The organism is Mycobacterium pinniadriaticum (assembly GCF_026242045.1).
Lineage (GTDB): Bacteria > Actinomycetota > Actinomycetes > Mycobacteriales > Mycobacteriaceae > Mycobacterium > Mycobacterium pinniadriaticum.
In genome coordinates, this window is the sequence record NZ_JAPJDO010000003.1 from 90,039 (window position 1) to 112,620 (window position 22,582).

26 protein-coding genes are annotated in these 22,582 nt (G+C 66.9%); 16 read left to right on the forward strand and 10 right to left on the reverse strand.

The window, feature by feature from the left end:
- Window positions 1–46: 46 nt before the first annotated feature.
- Together ORI27_RS04655 and ORI27_RS04660 are read right to left on the reverse strand one after the other, a co-directional pair.
- Window positions 47–1,315 carry a competence/damage-inducible protein A gene (locus ORI27_RS04655; RefSeq protein WP_265995366.1) on the reverse strand — a complete coding sequence of 423 codons (1,269 nt, stop codon included), beginning with the start codon at window positions 1,313–1,315 and terminating at the stop codon, window positions 47–49.
- A gap of 112 nt (window positions 1,316–1,427) precedes the next feature.
- The gene (locus ORI27_RS04660) at window positions 1,428–2,093 is read right to left on the reverse strand and encodes a GNAT family N-acetyltransferase (protein WP_265995368.1); all 666 of its coding nucleotides are present in this window, start codon (window positions 2,091–2,093) and stop codon (window positions 1,428–1,430) included.
- A 158-nt stretch (window positions 2,094–2,251) separates the two neighbouring features.
- Here ORI27_RS04660 and ORI27_RS04665 point away from each other — a divergent pair, with 158 nt between their 5' ends.
- Together ORI27_RS04665 and ORI27_RS04670 are read left to right on the forward strand one after the other, a co-directional pair.
- Window positions 2,252–5,020 carry a glycoside hydrolase family 2 protein gene (locus tag ORI27_RS04665; protein WP_265995370.1) on the forward strand — a complete coding sequence of 923 codons (2,769 nt, stop codon included), beginning with the start codon at window positions 2,252–2,254 and terminating at the stop codon, window positions 5,018–5,020.
- A gap of 83 nt (window positions 5,021–5,103) precedes the next feature.
- Window positions 5,104–6,006 (forward strand): DMT family transporter, encoded by a 903-nt coding sequence (locus ORI27_RS04670; protein WP_265995371.1) that lies wholly within the window; start codon window positions 5,104–5,106, stop codon window positions 6,004–6,006.
- Here the strand turns inward: ORI27_RS04670 and ORI27_RS04675 are convergent.
- Window positions 6,003–6,428: a PPOX class F420-dependent oxidoreductase gene (locus ORI27_RS04675; RefSeq protein ID WP_265995651.1), complete on the reverse strand. Its 426-nt coding sequence runs from the start codon at window positions 6,426–6,428 to the stop codon at window positions 6,003–6,005. The two genes, ORI27_RS04670 and ORI27_RS04675, sit on opposite strands and share 4 nt — an antisense overlap.
- Before the next feature lie 59 nt (window positions 6,429–6,487).
- Between ORI27_RS04675 and ORI27_RS04680 the strand changes: the two genes are divergently transcribed.
- A complete protein-coding gene (locus tag ORI27_RS04680; protein WP_265995373.1) occupies window positions 6,488–7,309 on the forward strand; it encodes an HAD family hydrolase in 822 nt (273 codons plus the stop codon).
- Window positions 7,310–7,332: 23 nt separating this feature from the next.
- Here ORI27_RS04680 and ORI27_RS04685 read toward each other — a convergent pair whose 3' ends face one another.
- Window positions 7,333–8,076, reverse strand: a complete 744-nt coding sequence (locus ORI27_RS04685) for a glucose 1-dehydrogenase (RefSeq protein WP_265995375.1) — start codon at window positions 8,074–8,076, stop codon at window positions 7,333–7,335.
- A gap of 107 nt (window positions 8,077–8,183) precedes the next feature.
- Here ORI27_RS04685 and ORI27_RS04690 point away from each other — a divergent pair, with 107 nt between their 5' ends.
- Window positions 8,184–9,260 carry an NAD(P)H-dependent amine dehydrogenase family protein gene (locus tag ORI27_RS04690; protein ID WP_265995376.1) on the forward strand — a complete coding sequence of 359 codons (1,077 nt, stop codon included), beginning with the start codon at window positions 8,184–8,186 and terminating at the stop codon, window positions 9,258–9,260.
- A 46-nt stretch (window positions 9,261–9,306) separates the two neighbouring features.
- On the opposite strand, the gene ORI27_RS04695 is transcribed toward ORI27_RS04690, so the two are convergent.
- Window positions 9,307–9,606 (reverse strand): hypothetical protein, encoded by a 300-nt coding sequence (locus ORI27_RS04695; RefSeq protein WP_265995377.1) that lies wholly within the window; start codon window positions 9,604–9,606, stop codon window positions 9,307–9,309.
- Between the two features lie 87 nt (window positions 9,607–9,693).
- Between ORI27_RS04695 and ORI27_RS04700 the strand changes: the two genes are divergently transcribed.
- Both ORI27_RS04700 and ORI27_RS04705 read left to right on the forward strand, forming a co-directional pair.
- A complete protein-coding gene (locus ORI27_RS04700) occupies window positions 9,694–10,161 on the forward strand; it encodes a hypothetical protein (RefSeq protein ID WP_265995378.1) in 468 nt (155 codons plus the stop codon).
- A 108-nt stretch (window positions 10,162–10,269) separates the two neighbouring features.
- Complete coding sequence (locus ORI27_RS04705; protein ID WP_265995379.1) at window positions 10,270–11,403, forward strand: nitronate monooxygenase; 1,134 nt, start codon at window positions 10,270–10,272, stop codon at window positions 11,401–11,403.
- Window positions 11,404–11,454: 51 nt separating this feature from the next.
- Here the strand turns inward: ORI27_RS04705 and ORI27_RS04710 are convergent, their stop codons facing one another.
- Window positions 11,455–11,898, reverse strand: a complete 444-nt coding sequence (locus ORI27_RS04710) for a hypothetical protein (protein ID WP_265995380.1) — start codon at window positions 11,896–11,898, stop codon at window positions 11,455–11,457.
- Between the two features lie 364 nt (window positions 11,899–12,262).
- Between ORI27_RS04710 and ORI27_RS04715 the strand changes: the two genes are divergently transcribed.
- From ORI27_RS04715 to ORI27_RS04725, 3 genes are all read left to right on the forward strand, one after another.
- Window positions 12,263–12,574 carry an STAS domain-containing protein gene (locus ORI27_RS04715; protein WP_265995381.1) on the forward strand — a complete coding sequence of 104 codons (312 nt, stop codon included), beginning with the start codon at window positions 12,263–12,265 and terminating at the stop codon, window positions 12,572–12,574.
- An 8-nt stretch (window positions 12,575–12,582) separates the two neighbouring features.
- A complete protein-coding gene (locus ORI27_RS04720; RefSeq protein ID WP_265995382.1) occupies window positions 12,583–13,398 on the forward strand; it encodes an ANTAR domain-containing protein in 816 nt (271 codons plus the stop codon).
- A 119-nt stretch (window positions 13,399–13,517) separates the two neighbouring features.
- Window positions 13,518–14,141: a hypothetical protein gene (locus tag ORI27_RS04725; RefSeq protein WP_265995383.1), complete on the forward strand. Its 624-nt coding sequence runs from the start codon at window positions 13,518–13,520 to the stop codon at window positions 14,139–14,141.
- Here ORI27_RS04725 and ORI27_RS04730 read toward each other — a convergent pair.
- Together ORI27_RS04730 and ORI27_RS04735 are read right to left on the reverse strand one after the other, a co-directional pair.
- Window positions 14,138–14,848 carry an SDR family NAD(P)-dependent oxidoreductase gene (locus tag ORI27_RS04730; RefSeq protein ID WP_265995385.1) on the reverse strand — a complete coding sequence of 237 codons (711 nt, stop codon included), beginning with the start codon at window positions 14,846–14,848 and terminating at the stop codon, window positions 14,138–14,140. The two genes, ORI27_RS04725 and ORI27_RS04730, sit on opposite strands and share 4 nt — an antisense overlap.
- A gap of 55 nt (window positions 14,849–14,903) precedes the next feature.
- The gene (locus ORI27_RS04735) at window positions 14,904–15,482 is read right to left on the reverse strand and encodes a TetR/AcrR family transcriptional regulator (protein ID WP_265995387.1); all 579 of its coding nucleotides are present in this window, start codon (window positions 15,480–15,482) and stop codon (window positions 14,904–14,906) included.
- Window positions 15,483–15,625: 143 nt separating this feature from the next.
- Between ORI27_RS04735 and ORI27_RS04740 the strand changes: the two genes are divergently transcribed.
- On the forward strand, window positions 15,626–16,876 hold the full coding sequence (locus ORI27_RS04740; RefSeq protein WP_265995652.1) for a cytochrome P450: 1,251 nt from the start codon (window positions 15,626–15,628) through the stop codon (window positions 16,874–16,876).
- Window positions 16,873–17,061 (forward strand): ferredoxin, encoded by a 189-nt coding sequence (locus tag ORI27_RS04745; RefSeq protein ID WP_265995389.1) that lies wholly within the window; start codon window positions 16,873–16,875, stop codon window positions 17,059–17,061. Before ORI27_RS04740 ends, ORI27_RS04745 begins: the two co-directional genes overlap by 4 nt.
- On the opposite strand, the gene ORI27_RS04750 is transcribed toward ORI27_RS04745, so the two are convergent.
- Window positions 17,058–17,339: a hypothetical protein gene (locus tag ORI27_RS04750; protein WP_265995391.1), complete on the reverse strand. Its 282-nt coding sequence runs from the start codon at window positions 17,337–17,339 to the stop codon at window positions 17,058–17,060. The genes ORI27_RS04745 and ORI27_RS04750 overlap by 4 nt on opposite strands.
- Window positions 17,340–17,425: 86 nt before the next feature.
- Between ORI27_RS04750 and ORI27_RS04755 the strand changes: the two genes are divergently transcribed.
- From ORI27_RS04755 to ORI27_RS04775, 5 genes are all read left to right on the forward strand, one after another.
- Entirely contained in the window at window positions 17,426–18,196 is a 771-nt protein-coding gene (locus ORI27_RS04755) for an MmyB family transcriptional regulator (protein ID WP_265995393.1), read from the forward strand.
- A gap of 106 nt (window positions 18,197–18,302) precedes the next feature.
- The gene (locus tag ORI27_RS04760) at window positions 18,303–19,550 is read left to right on the forward strand and encodes a cytochrome P450 (RefSeq protein WP_265995394.1); all 1,248 of its coding nucleotides are present in this window, start codon (window positions 18,303–18,305) and stop codon (window positions 19,548–19,550) included.
- Window positions 19,551–19,611: 61 nt separating this feature from the next.
- The gene (locus ORI27_RS04765) at window positions 19,612–20,157 is read left to right on the forward strand and encodes a YceI family protein (protein WP_265995395.1); all 546 of its coding nucleotides are present in this window, start codon (window positions 19,612–19,614) and stop codon (window positions 20,155–20,157) included.
- Window positions 20,158–20,278: 121 nt separating this feature from the next.
- A complete protein-coding gene (locus ORI27_RS04770) occupies window positions 20,279–21,001 on the forward strand; it encodes a FadR/GntR family transcriptional regulator (protein WP_265995396.1) in 723 nt (240 codons plus the stop codon).
- On the forward strand, window positions 20,998–21,654 hold the full coding sequence (locus ORI27_RS04775; protein WP_265995397.1) for a sterol desaturase family protein: 657 nt from the start codon (window positions 20,998–21,000) through the stop codon (window positions 21,652–21,654). The genes ORI27_RS04770 and ORI27_RS04775 overlap by 4 nt, the downstream gene beginning before the upstream one ends.
- Window positions 21,655–21,689: 35 nt before the next feature.
- Here the strand turns inward: ORI27_RS04775 and ORI27_RS04780 are convergent, their stop codons facing one another.
- A complete protein-coding gene (locus tag ORI27_RS04780; protein ID WP_265995398.1) occupies window positions 21,690–22,445 on the reverse strand; it encodes a L,D-transpeptidase in 756 nt (251 codons plus the stop codon).
- Between the last annotated feature and the right edge of the window lie 137 nt (window positions 22,446–22,582).

Sequence of the window (22,582 nt, forward strand, 5' to 3'; positions counted from 1 at the left end):
ACACATACTTCGACTTCCCGGTCGATCCGGGGTCACTGGATCACGGCTAAGCGGTCAGTCCCAGTAGGGTGCGGCGCAACAGGTGCATCGCCACCGTCGTGGATCGCTCGCGGATGTCGGCCCGCTCCCCCGGCAGGCGCACGGGCCGGCTCACCGCCGTGCCGTCGCCGAGCATCACACAAAACCACACGGTGCCTACCGGTTTGGCCTCAGTTCCGCCACCGGGCCCGGCGATCCCGGTGATCGCGACCGCGGTGTCAGCGCCGAACCTGCGCAACACGCCGGCCGCCATCGCCTCAGCCACTTCCTGGGACACCGCGCCGTGCGCCTCGATGAGGGCCGGGTCGACGCCGAGGACATCCACCTTGGCCTCGTTCGCGTACGCCACGACCGCGCCGGCTACATACGCCGAAGAGCCGGGCCGGTCGGTGAGACGAGCGGCCAGCAGGCCGGCGGTGCACGACTCCGCCGTTGCGATGCGCCGGCCCGCCAGCAGGGCGGCCACCTGGTCGTCGATCAGCGAACCGTCCTCGGAGAACACCATTTCCCCGTGCCGGACCCGCACCAGGTCCATCAGCTTTTCGTAGGTCTCGGCACTGTTCGGCTCGTAGCGGGTCACCATCTCCACTTCGCCCCGGCGCAGGCAGGTGGTGATCTCGAGGCCGGTGAACCCGGGAATGCTCTCGGCTTCGCGCAGTGTCTCGGCCAGCCCGGACTCGGCCAGGCCGAACATCCGCACCGTGTCCTGGCGGTAGACCGTCCGCCCGGCGATGGCCTGCTGGACGGCTTCATCGGCCATGGCGGCCGGCCACATCGCCTGAAGTTCGCGCGGTGGCCCGGGGAGCACCAGCACTGTCGGCGCTCCGGGGACCACGACGCCGGGGGCGGTGCCCACCGGGTCCAGGACGTGGGCATCCACGGGCACCATCGCCTGCTTGCGGTTGGCCGCGCGTACGGCGTCGAAATCGACGCCGGTGAACCGGGCCATCAGGTTCTTCAAGATCGCCGTGATCTTGGCTTCCAGTTCGGCATCGAGCCTCAGCTCACGACCGCAGAACCGCGCCACGGTCGCGACGGTCATGTCGTCGGCGGTCGGGCCGAGGCCGCCGGTGGTGACGATCAGGTCGACACCTTCGGAAGCCAGGAACCGCAGCTGCGCCTCGATATCGGCCGCCCGGTCACCGCAGATCGTGATGTGGGCCAACTCGACGCCCAACTCCAGCAAGCGGTCGGCGACCCACGGACCGTTACGGTCAGCCACGCGTCCGGTGAGAACTTCGGTGCCGGTGACCACGATTCCCGCGCGCGTACCCATACCGTGGGAGATTACGCAGGCGCGCCAAGTTCTCGGACAGCGACCGTGCGCGCGATACCCGCAACTACCGCGTGTCGTCGCGCCAACGCGCGCCTTCGCCCGGGAACGCCGCTCAGCGGGGCGCTGCGCCCGGAGTCCGGACCACGAGCGGGACAGCCGGGAAGGCGGCGGCCATCTCGGTGCGCGACTTGCGCAAGGCCGAGGTGCCGTAGCCCTTCTTCCGGTGGTCGGGATGGATCCAGATACGAACGTTGACCTCGCCGCCGACCAGCTCGCCGAACACCATGCCCACCTTCTGCTCGCCATCGATGGCGACGAACCAGGCAGCCTCCTCGGCGCTCAAACGGTCACGTGCCGAACGGATCTCGTCATCAAGATCGCCGGCGGGCGCGCCCGAACCGTCTCCGGCGGAACCGATCTCCTGGGTGCGGGTGGCGAAGATGTCGCGGTCGGATTCATCCGAGAACGGGCGCAGTTGCAGGCTCTCGTCCAAGCTTGCCGGGCGCTCCCCGAGGGTGAACGACAGCTGGCTGTTGAGGTCGTTGAGTTCGTCGGCGATGCGGTCGCGGGCATCCTTGGTCACCTGGTCGAAGGACAACCCCAGGACGGCCTCGCTGCCCAGCCGAGAGGTACCCAGCAGCGCGGTGATGGCGTCCACCGCCGCCGCCCGATCATCCGCGTCGACGATGACGTCGAGCACTTCGTGACGGCGTTCGAGGGCGTTCAGCAGAGCATCGGCAATCTCGCGGCGGGCGGCGGCGCGGTCGTGATCGGTCATGGCCCCAGCGTAGATCGGCGCGGCGAGTTCGGCGGGGTCCACACAAACTCCGGCAGATGCGGCGACCGCACCACCGCTCTGCCAAGATGAACGCGCGACAGATGATCGGTTGCGCTGGGTGCCCTGTCGCAGATCTCGACACGAGGAGCTTGGGGACGGTGGCGAAGACCCTCGGGACGATCTTCGTCATCCTCGTGCTGCTGGTCTGCGCCGGCGACCTGCGGGTGTTCAGCGGTCCGCAGCCGCACTCGGCGCAGGACATCGAACTGGCCGACGGTTGGCGACTCGCCTCGGCGCGCGGCCTGCCCGACGGCGGCGCGGTGATCTCGGCGAACGACTACGACGCCGCGGCTTGGCACCCGGTGCGCCGCATGCCCGCCACCGTCCTGGAAACGTTGCAGGACGACGGCGTCTACCCGAATCTCTATTACGGCAAGAACCTGCTCGAGGAAGTCCCGCAGGACCTCTACAAGCAGGACTGGTGGTATCGGACTACGTTCACCGCCCCGAGCGACCACCCGACTTACCTGCTGGATTTCCCGGGTATCAACTACCGCGCCGAGATCTGGCTCAACGGTCACCGCGTCGCCGGCAACGAACAGATCGTCGGCATGTACACCGACCACGAACTCGACGTCACGCGCTGGATCACCCCGGGTGGGCCCAACACCCTCGCGGTGAAGGTCACCCCGGAACAGGCCGTCCAAGACGTCGACGGTGTCGAACTCGCCGACAGCTGGTACGACTGGATCAACTGGCGATATCTGGGCTATCAGGGGCCGGACAAGAATCCCGCCAACGGCAATTCCTTCGTGCCCGACCGCAACGCGGGGATCTGGAAACCGGTGTACCTCAAGACATCCGGACCGGTGTCGATCGGTGACGCCACGGTCAACACCGAGCTCCCGCTGCCCGACACCGACAGTGCCCGGCTGACGGTCTACGCGCCGCTGCGCAACTACTCCATCCGGCAAGTGCGCGGCGTGCTGCGCGCCACCATCACCCGCAACGGCAGGGCCCCCATCCATGTCGACGAGCCGGTCGCGTTGCTGGCCGGCGAGGAGCGCGAGATCACGCTGAGCCCCGACCGGTTCGCGGCGCTGGTCGTCGACCACCCCGACCTGTGGTGGCCCTACACGATGGGCCGACCCGACCTCTACGATCTGAGGCTCGAATTCGTCCAGAACGACGCCGGCAAAGAAGTCGTCACCGAGGTTTCCACCCTCAAGTTCGGTATCCGCACCATCACCCAGGGCCGCGACTCGGACGACTCATTCGCCGACCTGGGCACCGGCGGGAACTTCTACCTCCAGGTCAACGGCAAGAACTTCCTGATCCGGGGCGCCACCTACACTCCGGACCTGCTGTACAAGTACGACCCCGACCGCGACGCCGCGATCCTGCGCTACGTCAAAGACCTCGGGCTGAACATGCTGCGACTGGAGTCCAAGATCTCCTCGCGCCGTTTCGTGGAGATGGCCGACGAACTCGGCATCCCGCTGATGTACGGGTGGATGTGCTGCAACCAGTGGGAGAAGTGGCAGCAGTGGGACGACGAGGACTACCGCGTCGCGCAGGAAAGCCTGCGATCCCAGATCACAATGCTGCGCCCGCACGCATCGGTGTTCGTCTGGGCCAACGGCAGTGACGGGCGCCCTCCCGCCGGAGTGCTGACCGATTACCACCAGATCCTGTCCGATCTGCACTGGCAGAACGCCACCGTGGACACCGTGTCATCGCTGAACCGAGACGCCGACGGCCAGCAGCTGTGGGACGGCATCCAGATGGCCGGCCCCTATACGTGGCGCCCGCCGTCCTACTGGTTCGCCGGCCAGTACGGGGCCGCTCGCGGCTCGTCGGCCGAACAGGGTGACAACGAACACATTCCGCCATTCGCCAGTCTGCAGAAGTTCATCCCGCCCGACAAACTGTGGCCGATCAACGACACCTGGTTCTTCCACGCCGGATCCGATCCGCAGAACTCGCGCCTGGTGAACGTCCAGCGTGTCATCGACCGGCGTTACGGTCCGTCTACCAGCGCGAAGATGTTCGCCGACAAGGCCCAGCTGGCGCACTACGAGGCCACCCGCGCGCAGTTCGAATCCTTCGCCGCCAACGGCTGGGACGGGCACAAGATGACCATCTACTGGATGCTCAACAGTCATTGGCCGTCGTTCTTCGGCAACATCTTCGACTACTACCTGCGCCCCGGCGGCGCCTACTACGGCGCCAAGAAGGGCCTACAGCCACTGTCGGTGGTGTTCGATTCCTACGCGACCGGCAACCACCGCCAGGCGCACGTGACCGTGGTCAACCAGACTCCCGGCTCCCGGGAGAACCTGCGGGTCCGGGTCCGCACCTACGACGTGAAGGGCGCATTGCGCGACGACCGGGCGGCCGACGGCATCAGCGTCGACCCGGGTGGTGCGGTGCAGGCGATGACACTGCCGCCCGGTCCGTCCGACTCCCCGGTGTTCTTCGTGCGCTGCGAACTGCTCGACCCGGCCGGCGACGTCATCGCCGACAACGTGTACTGGCAGTCCCGGCGGGTCGACGACGTCGGCCCGCCCGCCAACGACGCCGCATTCAACGCCAATCAGGTGAGCTGGGCCGACATGACCGCGCTGAACTCGATGCCCAAGGTGCCGCTGGACATCACCGCCGCCGCCGGCCGGGACGGCGGGCGCGACGTCACGATCAGCCTGCACAACCCGACCTCGCACATCGCGTTCTTCGAACGCGCCGAACTGCTGCCAAGTGCACTGGCCGACGAGATCCTGCCGATCGAGTACGACGACAACTATGTCACCGTGTTCCCCGGCGAGACCGTCTCGATCACCGGCCGGGCACCGGATTCGGAACCCGCCCCCGCCTGGGTGAGGGTCACCGGGTACAACGGCACATCGGTGGTCGTGCAGATCCACTGACACCCGCGCGCCGCTCGCCAAACGCGTGGGTGGCCTAGATTCGGAGGTAGCACCGCCGAACAACAGCATCGGAAGGACGGATTTTGCTGCAACACGCCTTCGTCGTGGCAGCCGCCCTTGCCGGTGCGGTGTTCGCCGCCGTCGGCATCGTCGTCCGGCAACGGGCCACCATGGACGTGCCCCACGATCAAGGCGTCAGCACCGTGATGGTGTCCACGCTGCTTCGCCGCCGGCTCTGGTGGGCCGGAACTGCCGCCGCGGTAACCGGTTACGCCTTTCAGGCGGTCGCGCTGGCCTTCGGATCCATCCTGCTGGTGGCCCCGCTGATGGTGTCGGCGCTGCTGTTCGCACTGCCGCTGAGCGCGCGACTGGCCCACCGGCGAGTCAGCCGCGCCGAGTGGGGCTGGGCCTCGCTGCTCACGGTCGCGTTGGGGGTGTTCGTATCGCTGGCGCGCACCAAGCCCGGTGATTACGACGGTGCGACGCTGCCGGCCGTGATTGTCGCCGGGATCAGCCTGCTGTTCGTGTCGGGCTGCCTGCTGGGGGCGTTGCGGCTGTCCGACTGGCGCCGCGCCATCCTGCTGGCGGTGGGCGTCGGCGTCCTCTTCGGTGTGGTGGCGGTGCTGACCAAGCTCGTCATGCACATCGTCCGCGAGGGCAGCGTGGTGCGGTTGCTGACCACGCCGGTGCTGTATGTGGTCTTCGCGGTCGGGATCATCGCGACCCTGCTTCAACAGTCGGCCTTCCACGCCGGCTCGCTGCGGGCCTCGGTTCCCGCGATGCTGGTGCTCGAACCCGTGGTAGCCGTGCTGCTCGGTGAGGTCGTGCTGGGCGATCACCTGGCGGTCAGTAAACCGGTCGCGGTGGTGCTGGCCATGGCCGTCGGCGCCATGGCAGCGGCCACGATCGCGCTCGGGCGCGACGAGGGCGCCTGGGAAGACGAACTGGAGGCAACGGCCCAGACGCGCGGCAAACACGGCGGCTAGTCGGTCCAGGGTCCGATGCCGCCGATCGCGTCGATCCGGATGCGGGTCACGTATCCCGGCGGTGAATCCTCGGGCGGGAACGTCACGTCGTCGTCGGTGACCATCGTCGCGGCGAGTTCCCGCAGGAGTCCGGGTGCGCCGCCCTCGACGACGCGTGCGGTCCCGGTCACGATGAGGTACGGACGTCTCACACTGCCCGGTTCGCTCGAAACGATCGTCAGCGCGACGCGACCGTCGCGGCGCACGTTCCGGACCTTCTTGCGGTCGGCGAGGCTGGCGACGACAAGCTCGTCGCCGTCTTCGCCGGGCTGCAACGCCACCCACACCAACGACACCTGGGGGCTGCCGTCCGGGTTGAGGGTGACCAACGTGGCGTCGGCAGCGGAGCCGATCAGAGCGCGCGCCGCATCGTTGAGCTTCATGTGGGTGTGCAACACGACACATCGCCGGGCATTCCCGACAAGATCGGCATGATGGTGGGGTGACCCTGTCATCGGATCCGCTCGTCCAGATCGCCGGCAGCCCGACGGGGCCGACGGTCGGCGCGTTCTTCGACCTCGACGGCACTCTGGTGGCCGGATTCACCGCAACCGCACACGCCAGCGACCGAGTCCGCCGCGGGCAGGCCAGGATCGGCGAGGTCCTCGGCGTGATCGAGGCATCGCTGCGCTACAAGCTCGGCCGCATGCAGTTCGAGCGGCTGCTGATCCGCGCGGCCGGTTACCTGCGCGGCGAGTCCTTGGCCGAGCTCGATGAGATCGGCGAGCGGCTGTACACCGAACAGGTCGCGGCCCGGGTGTATCCGCTGATGCGCGAGATCGTCGCGGCTCATCAGGCTCGCGGGCACACCGTTGTGATGAGCTCGTCAGCCCTGACCATCCATGCCGAGCCGGTGGCCCGCGCGCTGGGTATCGAGGAGGTGGTGTGCAACACCTTCGAGCTCGACGACGCCGGCCGGCTGACCGGAACCATCAACCGGCCCATCGTGTGGGGACGGCAGAAAGCCACTGCGGTGCAACGGTTCTGCGCGGACAACGACATCGACCTGGCCGCCAGCTACTTCTACGCCGACGGGGACGAGGACGCCGCGCTGATGACCCTGGTCGGCCATCCCAGGCCGGTCAACCCCAGGCCCGGCCTGGCGGCGAAGGCCGCCGCCAACGACTGGCCGGTAATGCGGCTGACCATTCCGGGCCGCAAGAGCGGTGCGGCCAACGCGATCGGCCACTTCCCCGCACTGGGGCGGGCGGCCCTGGGCGCGGCGTTCGCGTCCCTGGCGCTGCGGACGCGCCGGCGGGACTAGACCCGATTGCCTCGTCGACGCGATCAGGGCATCGCGCGGTGCGGAACGTCGGTGATCAGGCCACCGTCGACCACGTATTCCGAACCGGTGGAGAATGACGACTCGTCACTGGCCAGGAACACGATGAAGGTGGCCACTTCCTCGGGCTTGCCGGGACGGCCCAGCGGGGCGCTGACCATGTCCTCGGGAAGGTGCTTGGTCATCGGCGTGCGGATGAAGCCTGGGTGCACCGAGTTGACCCGAATGTTGTCGGACGCCAACTCCAGGGCCGCGGACTTCGTCAGGCCGCGAAGGCCCCATTTGGACGCCACGTAGCTGTGCACCCAGGAAGCGCCACGCATGCCCTCGATGGACGACACGTTGATGATCGAGCCACCCCCAGCGGCCTTCATCGGCTCCAGGACAGCTTTGATCCCGAGCAGCGCCCCGGTCAGGTTGACGTCGAGGACCTTTTTCCACCGCTCCACGTCCAGCGACTTCAGTGGCGCGACCTGAACGATGCCCGCGTTGTTCACCAGCACGTTGACCTTGCCGAATTCGGTGACCGCAGTCTCGACGGCGGCCTGCCACTGATCGGCATCGCTGACGTCGAGATGGACGTAGCGCGCGGCGTCACCGAGCTCGTCGGCCAGGGCCTTGCCCTTGTCGTCGAGGATGTCCCCGATCAGCACCTTGGCGCCCTCGGCGACGAGCATTCGCGCGTCGGCGGCTCCCATCCCCTGAGCTCCGCCGGTGATGATGGCCACTTTGTCGTCTACGCGTCCCATGAGGCGACACGCTACCGTGCGGCACTCCGACGAAGTAGAACCTGTTCCAGTTTCGCCGCGGAGTGCGCATACTGAACCCACCGCAGACCCCAGTGTGAGGAGAACCCATGGCCATCCGCGTTGCCCACATCGGCACCGGAAATGTCGGCCGGATCGCCCTATCCGAGTTGATCGAGAACCCGGGCTTCGAGCTCACCGGGCTGTGCGTGTCCGCCGACGAGAAGGTGGGCAAGGACGCGGGAGAACTGGCCGGCCTGGACGTGAAGACCGGCATTCTCGCGACCAAGGACCTCGACGCCGTGCTGGCTACCGAACCCGAATGCGCGGTCTACTGCGCAATGGGAGACAACCGCATGCCCCAGGCCATGGAGGATGTTCGCAAGATCCTGGCCGCCGGCATCAACGTGGTGGGCTCGGCGCCAGTGGTGTTGCAGTTCCCATGGCACGTGATGCCGGACAAGTACATCCAGCCCCTGGAAGAAGCTGGCCGCCTTGGCAATTCCAGCATCTACATCAACGGCGTCGACCCGGGCTTCGTCACCGACCTGGTCCCGCTGGCGTTCGCCAGCACCTGCCAGAGCATCGAACAGGTGCGCTGCATGGAGATCGCCGACTACGCCACCTACGACGGGGCGATCGTCATGTTCGACGTCATGGGCTTCGGCAAGCCCCTTGACGAGGTGCCGATGCTGTTCCAGCCGGGCGTGCTCGGCATCGCCTGGGGCTGTGGTATCCGGCAGCTGGCCGCGGGGCTGAACATCTCGCTGGACTCGATCACCGAGAGTTACGAACGGGAGCCGGCCCCTGAGGCTTTCGACGTCGCCGCCGGCCACATCCCCAAGGGCGGCGTGGCCGCGGTGCGCTTCGAGATCAAGGGCATGGTCGGCGATCACGCCGCGATCGTCGTCGAGCACGTCACCCGGCTGCGCGAGGATCTACGCCCGGACTGGGCGCAACCGGCCCAGCCCGGTGGGTCCTACCGGGTGGAGATCACCGGCGAGCCGTCCTACGTCGTCGACATCTGCCCCACGAGCAAGAAGGGCGACCACAACTATGCCGCGATCGCGGCCGGCGCCGGTCGGATCGTCAACGCGATCCCCGCGGTGATCGCCGCCCCGCCCGGTATCCGGACCACGCTGAACCTGCCGCTGGTCTCCGAAGTGGAGTTGTTCTCGGCGCCGTAGCCGCCGCTCGCGGTGGGTCGGCGCGGGGCCGGGCCTGGTCGAGAACTCAGGGGCGATAGCCCGGGACGATCAGGATGCCCGGATAGTTCACGTAGTAGGACAGGCAGGTCGGATTGTGGCGGCAGGCGATGATCGCCCCGGCATCGGGCGCCGCGCCGATCACCTGGGTCTTACGCGGCGGCAGGTTGCAGTTCACGACGTAGGGGTTGAGCGGGTAAACACCGTTGATGCAATCCGATTCAGCGGCGGCCGGCGCGATGCCTACGTACTGGGGCGCCACGGTCAGTGCCGCGGCGGCCATCCCGGCCAACGCCAATCGTTGGATTCGAAGCCTTGCGGTAACCATGGTCGACCCCCGTCGTTGACCCATGCCCTGCTCTGGGCACACAATCGACGCTACTCCTTTCGGTGTCATCCCGAGGTCGGAGCCGCGATGTCTGTGCTCACCGGTTTGTTGACCGCATGCAGTGGTTTCCTGCTCGCCGTGTTGTGGATGGATCTGATCTTTGACAGCCAGGTCCGCTCGGCTCGCCGCCGTGAGCAACTTACCGAGGCGACACTGGCGTCCATCGCCGGCTACTACCACCGGGCCACCACCACATCGCAACCGATGGGCCGCCTGATCGCCGCCGTGATGGTGGTCCTGCTGGCTGCTCTGCTCGGGCAGGGGCTGTTCGGCGCCAGCCCGGGGTGGCTACTCACCGTCTCGGCGGCCCTGGCCGGCGGTCCGATCCTGCTGGCGCTGACCCGCACCGTGCCGAACGCGGTGCGGCTCGGCCAGCGCAGCGGCACCGCCGTCGACCAGACCCGGCTGGCCCGGATGATCTATCGCGACCACATCGTGTGCGCAGTGTCGTTGCTGGCATTTCTGGTGCTCTGGCTGGGTTGGCCGCATCGATAGCCATTCGTCGGTCCCCTGATGGCGGATACCTGGAACTGCCGCTCTACCGACGTACTAAACTAGAACACGTTCCAGTCTGCTTACGCCCCCGCTTGAAGGAGCCGGTCCATGCACACTGCCCTCTGCGACGAGCTCGGAATCGAGTTCCCCATCTTCGCGTTCACCCACTGCCGTGACGTCGTCGTCGCCGTCAGCAAGGCCGGCGGCTTCGGGGTGCTCGGTGCGGTCGGCTTCACACCCGAACAGCTCGAGATTGAGCTGAAGTGGATCGACGAGAACATCGGCGACCACAGCTACGGCGTCGACATCGTGATCCCCAACAAGTACGAGGGCATGGACTCGACGGATCTGTCCCCCGAGGTCCTCAAGAAGACCCTGAACGACCTCGTGCCGCAGGAGCACATCGATTTCGCCAAGAAGGTCCTCGCCGATCACGGTGTGCCGGTCGAGCACAGCGACGACGATGCGCTGCAGCTGCTGGGCTGGACCGAGGCCACCGCGACGCCGCAGGTCGAGGTGGCGCTCAAGCATCCGAAGTGCACGCTGATCGCCAACGCCCTCGGCACGCCGCCGGCCGACATGATCAAGCACATTCACGCCGAGGGCCGCAAGGTCGCGGCGCTGTGCGGGTCGCCGTCGCAGGCCAAGAAGCACGCCGAAGCCGGGGTGGACATCATCATCGCCCAGGGTGGCGAGGCCGGCGGGCACTGCGGCGAGATCGGTTCGATCGTGCTGTGGCCGCAGGTCGTCAAGGCGGTGGCACCGGTGCCGGTGTTGGCCGCCGGTGGTATCGGCAGCGGCCAGCAGATCGCCGCCGCCCTGGCGTTGGGTGCGCAGGGCGCATGGACCGGTTCGCAATGGGTCATGGTCGAGGAGTCCGAACACACCGACGTTCAGCACGCCGCCTATGCCAAGGCCGAGAGCCGCGACACCGTGCGCAGCCGCTCGTTCACCGGCAAGCCCGCGCGCATGCTGCGCAATGACTGGACCGAGGCCTGGGAGAAGGAAGGCAACCCCAAGCCGCTCGGAATGCCGTTGCAGTACATGGTTTCCGGGATGGCCGTCGCCGCCACGCACAAGTACCCCAACGAGAGCGTCAACGTCGCGTTCAACCCGATCGGACAGGTCGTCGGACAGTTCACCAAGGTCGAGAAGACCTCGGCGGTGATCGAGCGCTGGGTTCAGGAGTACCTCGAGGCCACCAGCCGGCTCGATGAGCTCAACGAGGCGGCGTCGGTCTAGGACGCCCGGGGAGGTGCCGCCGGGGTTCTGGCCTTGGCGGCACTTTCGCTGTCAGCCGGCCGGGTAGAAGTCGTTTCCGTTGCCCCAGTCACCGGAGTGCATGGATCCCGGCTGCCAGCCCCGCGCGCCCAGGCATAGCATCGGCAGGCCGTCGGGTGACTGCGCCGCGGCCTGCGACCCCGGGCAGGGGGATCCGACCTCCTGGACCCCGTAGATCTTGGGTGACAGGACCCAGAATCCGACACCTTCCGGCGGCCGGTCCATGCCGATCGGCGACTGCCCGGGAATCCAATGGCAGGCCAACGGTTCGCCACCGGGCCCGCGCCCGAAGATGAAGCGGTCCCAGCGGTAGCAGGGTGCGTTCAGGTAGGCGTCGTAGCTCATTCCCGGCGGATCACCGGGGAACGGGCCGTGAGGTTCGTCGGCGGCGGCGCTGGGCGCCACTGCCAGCGCGGTCCCGGCGACGGCTGCTGCGATGACGAATGCGCGGAGCATCTATCCACCCTCGAGGTCTCATCCGCGGGGCCCTGTGCCCCCGCCGGTCCCGCGCTGAGCCTAACGGCTGTTGCGGGTGTGCTTCGGGAGAAACCACAAAGGCGTTGCCGGCCGGCGCCGATCGTGACGGCGCCGCAGATTTCGGCTCCGTCGAATGCTCCCCGCATCGAAGCTTGCTAAGCTGCGGCGATTGCGTCGTCGGGGGTGAACATGGCGACGGGAGATTTTCTGTGAATGAGGCATGTACTGCCGTTCGCGGTGCCGACATGATGACGACACCGGCGCACCGGGTCGGGCATACAGTTGTGCTCACCACACGGCCGGGCCCCGTCACCCCCGTTGACACACTCGAGGAGTTGCGCTGATGGCAGAGGCCCAGTTCCGGGTCACGGTGGTCGCCGATCCGGAGTCACCACACGTGGTGGCCGCCGGTGAGATCGACCTGGCCAATGTCGGCGAGTTCCAGGATGTGATGGCCACGGCCGCGACGGACTCCCCCCGGCTGACCGTCAACCTCGCCGAAGTCACTTACTGCGACAGCGCGGCGGTGCGCGCCTTGTTTGCCCTGGCGGCCACGACGGAGCTCACGATGATCGTGGCGGCCGAGGGGCCGATCAGGACGCTTCTCGGGATTTCCGGCCTGGACCGGGTGGCCACCGTCGTGATGAAGGAGTAAGGCGCACTATGCCCGTCCCCCCGTTTCACCCTCGTGGCCTGACCCAGCAGGGTGAGCTGTTCGAGCGGATTCTCGAACGTGTCCATCTCGACCTTCCCGAGGCCGTCGGCCTGGCGGTCACCGTGCATGACAAGCGTCTTGACGAGGACGAGATGACGGTTCTTGCGGCCCGCGGTCGTGGCGGTGAGATCGTGGCGGCGCAGCTGGCCGGCCTCGGCGGTCCGGTCATCGATGCATTCGTTCATCAAGTACCGGTGCTGAGCCTGGATCTGTGGGCCGACGAGCGATGGCCGGAGTTGACTCTGGGGGCGATGGAGGCCCGGGCAGCCGACTACGGCGACGTGTGGCGTCAGGTTCGCGGCTCGGTCGCGGTTCCCGGGGTATGGAAGGCCGACGGCACGGTCGTGTTGTCCTGCGTGCTGGACCGGCCGGCGACCGCATCCACGGTGACCACACTCATCGGTTACGAGCAGCTGGTCTGCTCGGCGATGGTGTCCGCCGGCGCCGAGGACGGCACCGCGATCGCCGACATGCTGGCGGTGCTGCAGTCGCGTGGCGCGATCGAGCAGGCCAAGGGCGCGATCATGGGGCGGCTGGGGTGTGACGCCGACGCGGCGTGGGCGACGCTGCGCCGCGCCAGTCACGAATCCAACGTGAAGTTGCGGTCGCTGGCGGTCGCGCTGGTGGAGCACATCAGCGGGTCACCGGCCGAGCAGCCGGCGGCGGGCTCGCCCATCGTTCCCGACGACCAGGCCCGGCACGCCGCGGGCCTGTTGTGGGCCGTTCTCACCCACGAGTCCAAGCCGGTCGAACCGGCGAGCTGAGCATATGCGTGACGCGCATCTCGCCGATTGATCTCCGAAACGCCGTTGCATGACCGCCGGAATCGCGGCCGGAGGTGGTTCGCTTAGGCGTGACACGCCGCAGCAGCCGGAGGAATCCCATGTCCGCTCACGATCCGCTTCCCACGTCCCCATCGACGCGATTGTTGCCGTGGCTGGGCATCGGTGGGGCTCTCACGGCGGTGGGACTGGTGGTGGGCGTCACCGTGTCGTCCGGCTCACCGGAGGCGCTGCCCGTCGCGCAGGCGGCACCATCCACAACGACGACCACCACGACGACGACGTCGAGTGCGCCCGAGTTCTATCAGGCCGACTCGCGGGGTTATGTGGATACCGGAGCCCGCTGCGACGAGAACCAGACGTTGATGGCCTATGGCCGCACCGCGAAATCGCTGGTTGTGATCTGCGTGAACGCCGACGGCGGACTCGAGTACCGCGGTGTGCGCCTGTCCGACGATGCTCCCCTGCACCTGCCGATCACCCGCAGCTCCGACGGTACTTTGATCGCCAACAACGACGGGGTCACCTACGCGGTGTCGCCCACTCAATTCCTGGTCTCCCAAGGTGACGACGTCATCTACAAGGACTCGTGGATCGAGTTCAAGGAAGCCAGCTTCTCCCCGGCGAGCACGACCACCTCGGGCAGCGCGACGACAACGGTGAGCACCACCACGGTGACCGTGACCACCTCGGTCACCCCGAGCACGACGGAGTCGGACGGCTAGGTGTTGCGGCCGCCGTTGACGCCGAGTATCTGGCCGGTGATGTAGCCGGCTTCCTCGGAGATGAAGAAGGAGCAGGCCGCGGCGATGTCCCCGGGCTGCCCCATCCGGCGCACCGGTGTGGCGTCGATGGTGGCTTGAATGTCGCCCATGTTGCCGCGGGCTTCGGCCTTGCGCAGCATCGGGGTGTCGATGAAGCCGGGCGGGACGGCGTTGACGGTGATGCCGGCCGGGCCGTACTCCAGGGCAAGGCTTTTCGTCAATCCATTGACGCCGGATTTGGCCGCGACGTAGGCCGACATGTACGGCACCCCGGAGTGCGTGCTCGAGGAGGAGATGTTGACGATGCGGCCCCAGCCGGCCTCGATCATGTCGGGCAGGACGGCCTGGATGGTGTGGAAGACGCCGTGCAGGTTGATGTCGACGATGTTCTGCCACTGCTCGAAGGACAGGTCGAGGAACCGGCGAAAGCTGTCTTTACCCGCGGCGTTGACCAGGATGGTGACCGGACCCAGCGCGGCGTGGATCTCGGCGAGCGCGGCGTCGATCTGGGCGCGGTCGGTGACGTCGGCGACGTAGGAGAAATCCGTCTCCGAGGGATTCAGGTCGATCGTGGCCACGTGGTAGCCGTCGGCGCGCAGCCGATTGGCCACCGCCGCACCGATACCCGAACCGCCACCGGTCACCAACGCCGTCTTCGTGGTGGACACGAGTTTCCCCTTTCCTGCGGCGTTGCCGCCTGGTCTACGAAAAATGTTGTGAAATCTAGGGAGTTCGTCGAGGCGTGCGCAATCCCAGTGCACGCCGACCCGCATCGACGAGCTGGCCGTGCAGCCACTCCTCGTCGGCGTCGCGTCTGGGATCGGCCGAACCGGCGATCCCGGCGAACACGAATTGCGCCCGGATGAACCCTTCCGGACCGGGGTGGACATCGGCGAGCAGTGCCATCTGGCGCGAGATCATGTGCGCCCACTCGCGGTTGGCCTTCAACACGGTGTGCACGCTCGGATCGGAGGCCAGCACCGAGACCAGCATGGGATTCTCCACAGCGAGGCGGGCGTAACCACTGAGCATGTATTCGGCGCGAGCATGCACACCACGCTTGCGCTCCGCCTCGTCGACCACGGCCGTCAGCTTGTCGATGATCGGCTCCAGAATCGCGGTCAGTAGCTGTTCCCTTGTCCGAAAGTGGTGGTAGATAGCGGCTTTGGTGAAACCGAGTTCGTCGGCGATCATCTGCAGCGAGGTGCCGGCGTAACTGTGCCGGATGAACAACGCGATCGCGGCATCGATGAGCCGCTGCCGGGTGTCGGGGGTGGTGGCGACCACAGCGACCGTGCCCATCGCCGGCTCCCTTCACCACCAAGCTTTACGATCGGCTAGTAATCTACCATACGATCGGCTAGCCTCGTCCTTGTCGATCGTATGGCAGCACGAACGTCGTGAAGGGATCCCCAGTGACTGATGTCGACAGTGTGAACTTCTTCATGGATCGCGATCTGGTCGCCGATCCGTATCCCTATCTGGAAGCTCTGCAGGCCCGCTGCCCGGTTTCGCGGGAGCCCCACCAGGGCGTATGGATGGTCACCGGCTGGGAGGAAGCCACCGAGGTCGCCGGTGATGCCGACCGCTTTTCATCCTGTATCGCCGTAACCGGACCCTTCCCCGGTTTCCCGGTGCCTGTCGAGGGCCGCGACGACGTCACCGAACTCATCGCGGCGCATCGTGACGAGCTGCCGTTCAACGATCAGCTGCCCGCGCTGGATCCGCCCGTCCACACCGATCACCGCGCCCTGCTGATGCGGCTGATCACCCCCAAGCGCCTCAAGGAGAACGAGGACGCGATGTGGACGATGGTCGACCGCGCCCTCGACGACTACCTCGTCGGCTCGACCGGTGAGCTCATTTCCGGCTTCGCCCAGCCGTTCACGCTGATGGTCATCGCCGACCTGCTGGGCGTGCCCGACGCCGACCGCGACGAGTTCCTCAACGAGATGCGCAGCGGTGCGCACCACGGCGGCGGTATCGGCAGCGTCAAAGGCGAGAGCCTCGCCAAGTCCCCGCTGGAATACCTCTACGACAAGTTCAGCGCCTATATCGAGGACCGTCGCGCCAACCCGCGCGGCGACGTGCTCTCGGGAATGGCCGCGTCGACCTTCCCCGACGGCTCGGTGCCCGACCCGGGTGACGTGGCCCGGGTGGCGGCAAATCTGTACTCGGCGGGTCAGGAGACCACCGTGCGATTGCTCAGCGCCGCCCTGCAGATCCTCGGCGACCGCCCCGATATCCAGGCGGAGCTGCGTGCGGATCGCTCCAAGGTCGCCAACTTCATCGAGGAGGCACTGCGGTTCGAGAGCCCGGTCAAGGGGGACTTCCGATTGTCCAAAGAGCCGGTCACTCTCGGCGGGGTGGACGTTCCCTCCGGCTCCACGCTGATGGTGGTCAACGCCGCGGCCAACCGGGATCCGCGCAGGTTCACCGACCCCAACACCTTCGACCCGGCACGGTCGAATGCCCGGCAGCACATCGCATTCGGCCGTGGGATTCACACCTGCCCCGGCGCCCCACTGGCCCGGGCCGAGGCGCGCGTCGCGCTTGAACGTCTGCTGGATCGCACTTCCGACATCCGGATCAGCGAGGCGCATCACGGCCCCGCCGATGCGCGCACATACAGCTACGTGCCCACCTATATCCTGCGTGGGCTCACCGAGTTGCACCTGGAGTTCGACCTGACATGAAAGCCAGCATTGACGACGGCCGCTGCCGTGGCCACGGGGTGTGCACCACGATCTGTCCGGAGGTCTTCGCCATGACCGATGACGGCTACGCCGAAGCCATCCTGGACGAGGTGCCCGCCGAGCTTCAGGACAGTGCCCGCGAGGCCGCCGAAGCGTGCCCCGAGAGCGCGGTCATCCTCGACTAGTAGTTCACGATTGAGCGCCAATAGTCCTCTGGTAGCTCGATATTCGAGCGCATGACCATGGCCAGACCGGTGGCCATCGCGATCCCGAGCAGTCCGAGCCACAGCCCGGCCAGCCCGATCGCCACCCAGACGACCACCGTCAGCGCGGGCCACGGTGTCACCACGGCCAGCAGCGGCGCCAGGAAGAAGCCGGTGCCGACGAACCATGCCGACCCGGCCCGGTCGGACTTGAGCACGAAGCGAAGCCAGCTCGGGATACGGTGCGGATCACTGTTCATGACATCCACGGTCCTCGACTGAGGTAAGTGCCGCAATTACCTTGGGGGTAATGGCATAGCCCACCGACTTGGGAGATGCTGGCGGGATGGGTGGCACGACATTCGGCGATCTACTGCGCGACTGGCGCCGGCGGCGTCGGCTCAGTCAACTCGACCTGGCCGTGGAAGCCGACGTCTCACCGCGGCACGTCAGCTTCGTCGAGAGTGGTCGCTCGAAGCCCAGCCGGACGATGGTGCTGCGGCTGGCCGACGCGCTGGCAGTGCCGCCGCGCGAGCAGAACCAGCTGTTGCTCGCCGCCGGACTCGCACCGGCCTATGCCGAACGGGCGGTCGACGACCCTGGGATGGCTGCGGTGCGCGCCGGCATCGACCGGGTGCTCGCCGCCTACGATCCGTATCCGTGTCTGGCAGTAAACCGCAACTGGGATGTCCTGCAAGCAAATCCGGGCACCGCGACACTGCTCGACGGGGTGGCCGGACATCTGCTCGAAGAGCCCAACGCGCTTCGCATCGCCTTACATCCTGACGGCCTGGCGCCGCGGATCCGCAATCTCGGGCAGTGGCGACATCACGTGCTGGGCCGGCTGCGCCGAGAGGCGGAGGCCGGCGGTTCGGCGGAACTGCTGGCCGAGATCGAGGCCTACCCGGGCGGTGCGGACGAGGCGACCGATCTCGGCGGCGTCGCGGTGCCGCTCGAACTTTATCGCCAGGACAGGGTGCTGCTGACGTTCATCTCGATGGTGACGACGTTCGGAACGGCACTCGACCTGACCGCCGCCGAGCTGAGTATCGAGGCTTTTCTGCCCGCCGACGAGTCCACCATCGAGGCCCTACGGCACTCGCCACCGCCGTCCTAGAACACGTTCTAGTTGCGAGTTTCCCAAAGCCACCACCGAGGCCTCCGTACGTGGTGTAGGCATGGATCACCGGGCACTAGATGACTTCGTATGGAGGTGCGCTTTTATGCCCAGCCCTAACCTGCCCCCCGGTTTCGACTTCACCGATCCCGACCTGAACAATGAGCGGCTGCCCGTCGAGGAGCTTGCCGAGCTGCGCCGGATCGCCCCGATCTGGTGGAACGAGCAACCGAGAAATGTCGGCGGTTTCGACGACGAGGGCTATTGGGTCGTCACCAAACACAAGGACGTCAAGGAGATCTCGCGGCGCAGCGACATCTTCTCCAGCCTGGAGAACACCGCTCTGCCCCGATACCCCGACAATGCGGCGGTGTCACACAAGGACACCGGCCAGTTCGTCCTGCTGAACATGGACGCACCGCACCACACCCATCTGCGCCAGATCGTCTCCCGCGCGTTCACGCCACGCGCCGTCGAGGCACTGCGTGCCGATCTGGCCGCGCGGGCCGAGGCGATCGTCAAGGCTGCTGCCGCGGAGGGGTCCGGCGACTTCGTCGAACAGGTTTCCTGCGAGCTGCCGCTGCAGGCGATCGCCGATCTGATGGGTGTTCCGCAGGACGAGCGCAAGAAGCTGTTCGACTGGTCCAATCAGATGGTCGGCGAGGCAGACCCCGAGTTCGCCCGCAACGATCCCCAGGGCGCCGCCGGTGAGTTGATCATGTACGGCATGCAGATGGCCGCCGACCGGACCGCCAACCCGCGCGACGATCTGGTGACCAAGCTGGTGCAGGCCGATGTCGAAGGGCACAAGCTCTCCGACGACGAGTTCGGATTCTTCGTCATCCTGTTGGCGGTCGCCGGCAACGAGACCACCCGCAACTCGATCACCCACGGCATGACGGCCTTCACCGATTTCCCGGACCAGTGGGAGTTGTACAAGGCGCAGCGTCCGAACACCGCGGTCGACGAGATCGTCCGGTGGGCGACCCCGGTGACCTCGTTCCAGCGGACGGCCTTGGTAGACACCGAGTTGAGTGGGGTCACGATCAAGAAGGGTCAGCGGGTGGTGATGTTCTACCGCTCCGCCAACTTCGACGAGGAGGTGTTCACCGATCCGTTCAGGTTCAACATCCTGCGCGACCCCAATCCGCACGTCGGCTTCGGCGGCACCGGCGCCCACTACTGTCTCGGCGCCAACCTGGCCAGGATGACGATCGACCTGATGTTCAACGCAATCGCCGACCATATGCCGGATCTGACCCCGCTGGCCGGGCCGGAACGGCTGCGGTCGGGCTGGCTCAACGGCATCAAGCACTGGCAGGTCGACTACACCGGAGCCGGCGCCGGCCGATGAGGGTTCTGCCGGTCCCGGCCGGCACTGATCGCACGGCGACGCAAGCCGATACAGTCGAGGCGTGACGGATGCAGCCTGGAGACTGACCGCCGGCGAGGGCGAACTGCAGATACTGACCGGGGTCACCGGGCCCGCGGCCAAGATGGGCCACCGGCTGACCATTGCCTTCGCGTCCTGGCGCGCCGATGTGCAGTGGCACGGCAAACAGCCGGTCTCAGCCGAGCTGGTAGTCGACGTCGATTCGCTGCAGGTCCTCAAGGGTGAGGGCGGGGTCACGCCGCTGTCCGGACCAGAGAAGGGGGTCGTCCGGGCGAACGCTCTGAAGGCCCTGGACGTCAAGAAATACCCGCGGATCACGTTCGTGACCGAGGACATCACCAAGACCGCAGATGGCTACCGGCTGGACGGCACCGTCGAGATCCACGGCACGTCGCGGCCGCAGAGCGTCGACCTCGCGGTGGAGGATTCCGGTGGCGTCTGGACGATGTCCGCTTCGGTACCGGTGATCCAGACGCAGTTCGGGGTCAAGCCGTATTCGCTGTTCATGGGTTCGCTGAAGGTGGCCGACGAGGTAGACCTGCGGTTTTCCGCCCGCCAGCCGAAGTAGCGGCGCCGAGATCGACGAAATGTCGCCGATCACTCGGCATTCGTCGGCCAATCGTCGGTTTGGGCGAGAATGATTGGTCTGACCACTTGACCTCTGGCCGGATGGGCGCCATGCTGGGGTCATGGCACTGCAACCGGTGAGTCGGCGCTCGGTTCCCGAGGACGTCTTCGAGCAGATCCTCGCCGATGTCCTCAGCGGTGAAATGCAACCCGGTGAGTCACTTCCCAGCGAGCGGCGACTGGCCGAAGTGCTGGGCGTCTCGCGCCCGGCAGTCCGTGAAGCGCTCAAGCGGGTCGCGGCCGCGGGTCTGGTCGAAGTGCGCCAGGGCGACGCGACCACGGTGCGCGACTTCCGCCGCCACGCCGGACTCGATCTGCTCCCCCGACTGCTGCTGCGCAACGGGCACCTGGATGTGTCGGTGGCCCGCAGCATTCTGGAAGCTCGCCTGCACAACGGGCCCAAGGTGGCCGAGTTGGCCGCTCGCCACCGCCCGCCGGGGCTGGCCGATGTGCTCGAGCAGTCGATCTCGGCGCTGGCCCGCGACGAAGACCCACTCGAGCAGCAGCGGCACGCCCTGACCTTCTGGGACCACGTTGTCGATGGCGCCGACTCCATCGCATTCCGCTTGATGTTCAACACATTACGAGCCGCCTACGAGCCGGCACTGCCGGCCCTGGCCACCCTGATGGCCGCCGAGGTCAGCCAAACGCAGGCATATCGCACGCTGGCTCGCGCCATCGTCGCCGGTGAGCCGACCGCGGCGGCGACCGCCGCCCGCGAACTGCTGGAGCCGGCGACCACCGCGTTGGTCTCGGCCTTGAATGCACTGGAGGGGCAACCATGAGCGCGTCGCCGAAGGCCCGCCGCGGGCTGTCCCTGGCCGACGCCGGCCGCGAGTTCTGGCGGCATCCCACACCGTGGCTATTCGCCGTGGCGCTGACAACGGCCGTGGCCGCCCGGATCACCGTTGGCGACTGGCAACTCACCGACGCGGTGGTGCCGGTCGCGATCGCCGCAGGATTTCCGTTCCTGGAGTGGATCATTCACGTGTTCGTCCTGCACTGGCGTCCGCGCCGCGTCGGTCGATTCACCGTCGATCCGGTGCTGGCGCGCAAACACCGCGAGCATCACGTCGCCCCGCGTGACGTTGGCCTGGTGTTCATTCCGCTGCAGTCCGCGATCGGCGCGGTTGCCGCGGCGGTGGTCATCGCCTGGCTGTTTCCCCGGACCGGCATGGGGTTGACATTCCTGGTGGTGATCCTGACCTTCGGATTGCTCTACGAATGGTGCCACTACCTGGTCCACACCGACTACAAGCCGAAAACCGCTGTCTATCGGGCGATCTGGCGCGACCACCGGCTGCACCATTTCAAGAACGAGCATTACTGGTTCGGGGTGACCACACCGGGCACGGCGGACCGGCTACTGCGCACCTATCCCGACCCCGCCGTGGTGCCCACCTCCCCGACCGCCAAGAATCTGCACGCGGCCATGTGACGGACTACCCGCGAAACCACCTGGGCTAGTGCGTGTCAGGCGTTGACGACGACCGGGTCACCGATGTGGACCTGGTCGAAATACCACGCGGCGTTGTCGGGGCTCAAGTTGATGCAGCCGTGGCTGACGTTCGAATAGCCTTGCGAGCCAACGGACCACGGCGCCGAATGCACGTAGACCCCGCCCCAGGTGACCCGGACCGCGTCGGCCACGGTGAGCTTGTAGCCCTCGGGATCACTCAGCGGGATGCCGATGGTGCGGGAGTCCATCACCACCGATGATTGCTTCTCCAGAACGTTGAAGCTCCCTATCGGGGTCGGGAAGCGGGATTTGCCCATGGACGCCGGCATCTGGCGGACCACTTGCCCGTCGATGCTGACCGTGAACGTGTGTGCCGAAATGTCGGCCACTCCCAGCACTTTTGAGCCGGTGCCGAACGTGCGCGGAATCCCGCCGGCCATCATCGTGATCTCGGAGTGTGCCGGCCAGTATTGGGCCGGCACGAACTGCACCGTCTTGTCGTCGAGCCACTCGAAGCGCCCCGCCACGTTCGCCGGTGACGTGACAGTGATCGATTGCTGGGCCGCCCAGCGGTCGGTCACCGGCGAGGTGAAGGTCACGGTAATCGGCATCGCGACACCCACCACCTGACCGTTGGTGGGCTGCACGGAGGCGATCGTCGTGCCGTCGACCCCAGGAGCAACCGCGGCGACACTGGTCTGCACCGAAGCGGCCATCGCCAGCACCGCGATCCCCGCAGCGGCAAAAGCTCGTCGAACTACTCTGGCCATGGCTCCCGTCCTCGGCTGGGCGATCAGCAAAGCCCCAGTCTAGATGGTCGGCGGGACTGCGCCCGCCAAACATACGGTGACATGCTGGAACTGCGGAGGCCCGGGCGCCACACGCGTGAGGTCACCGGATGTCAGCG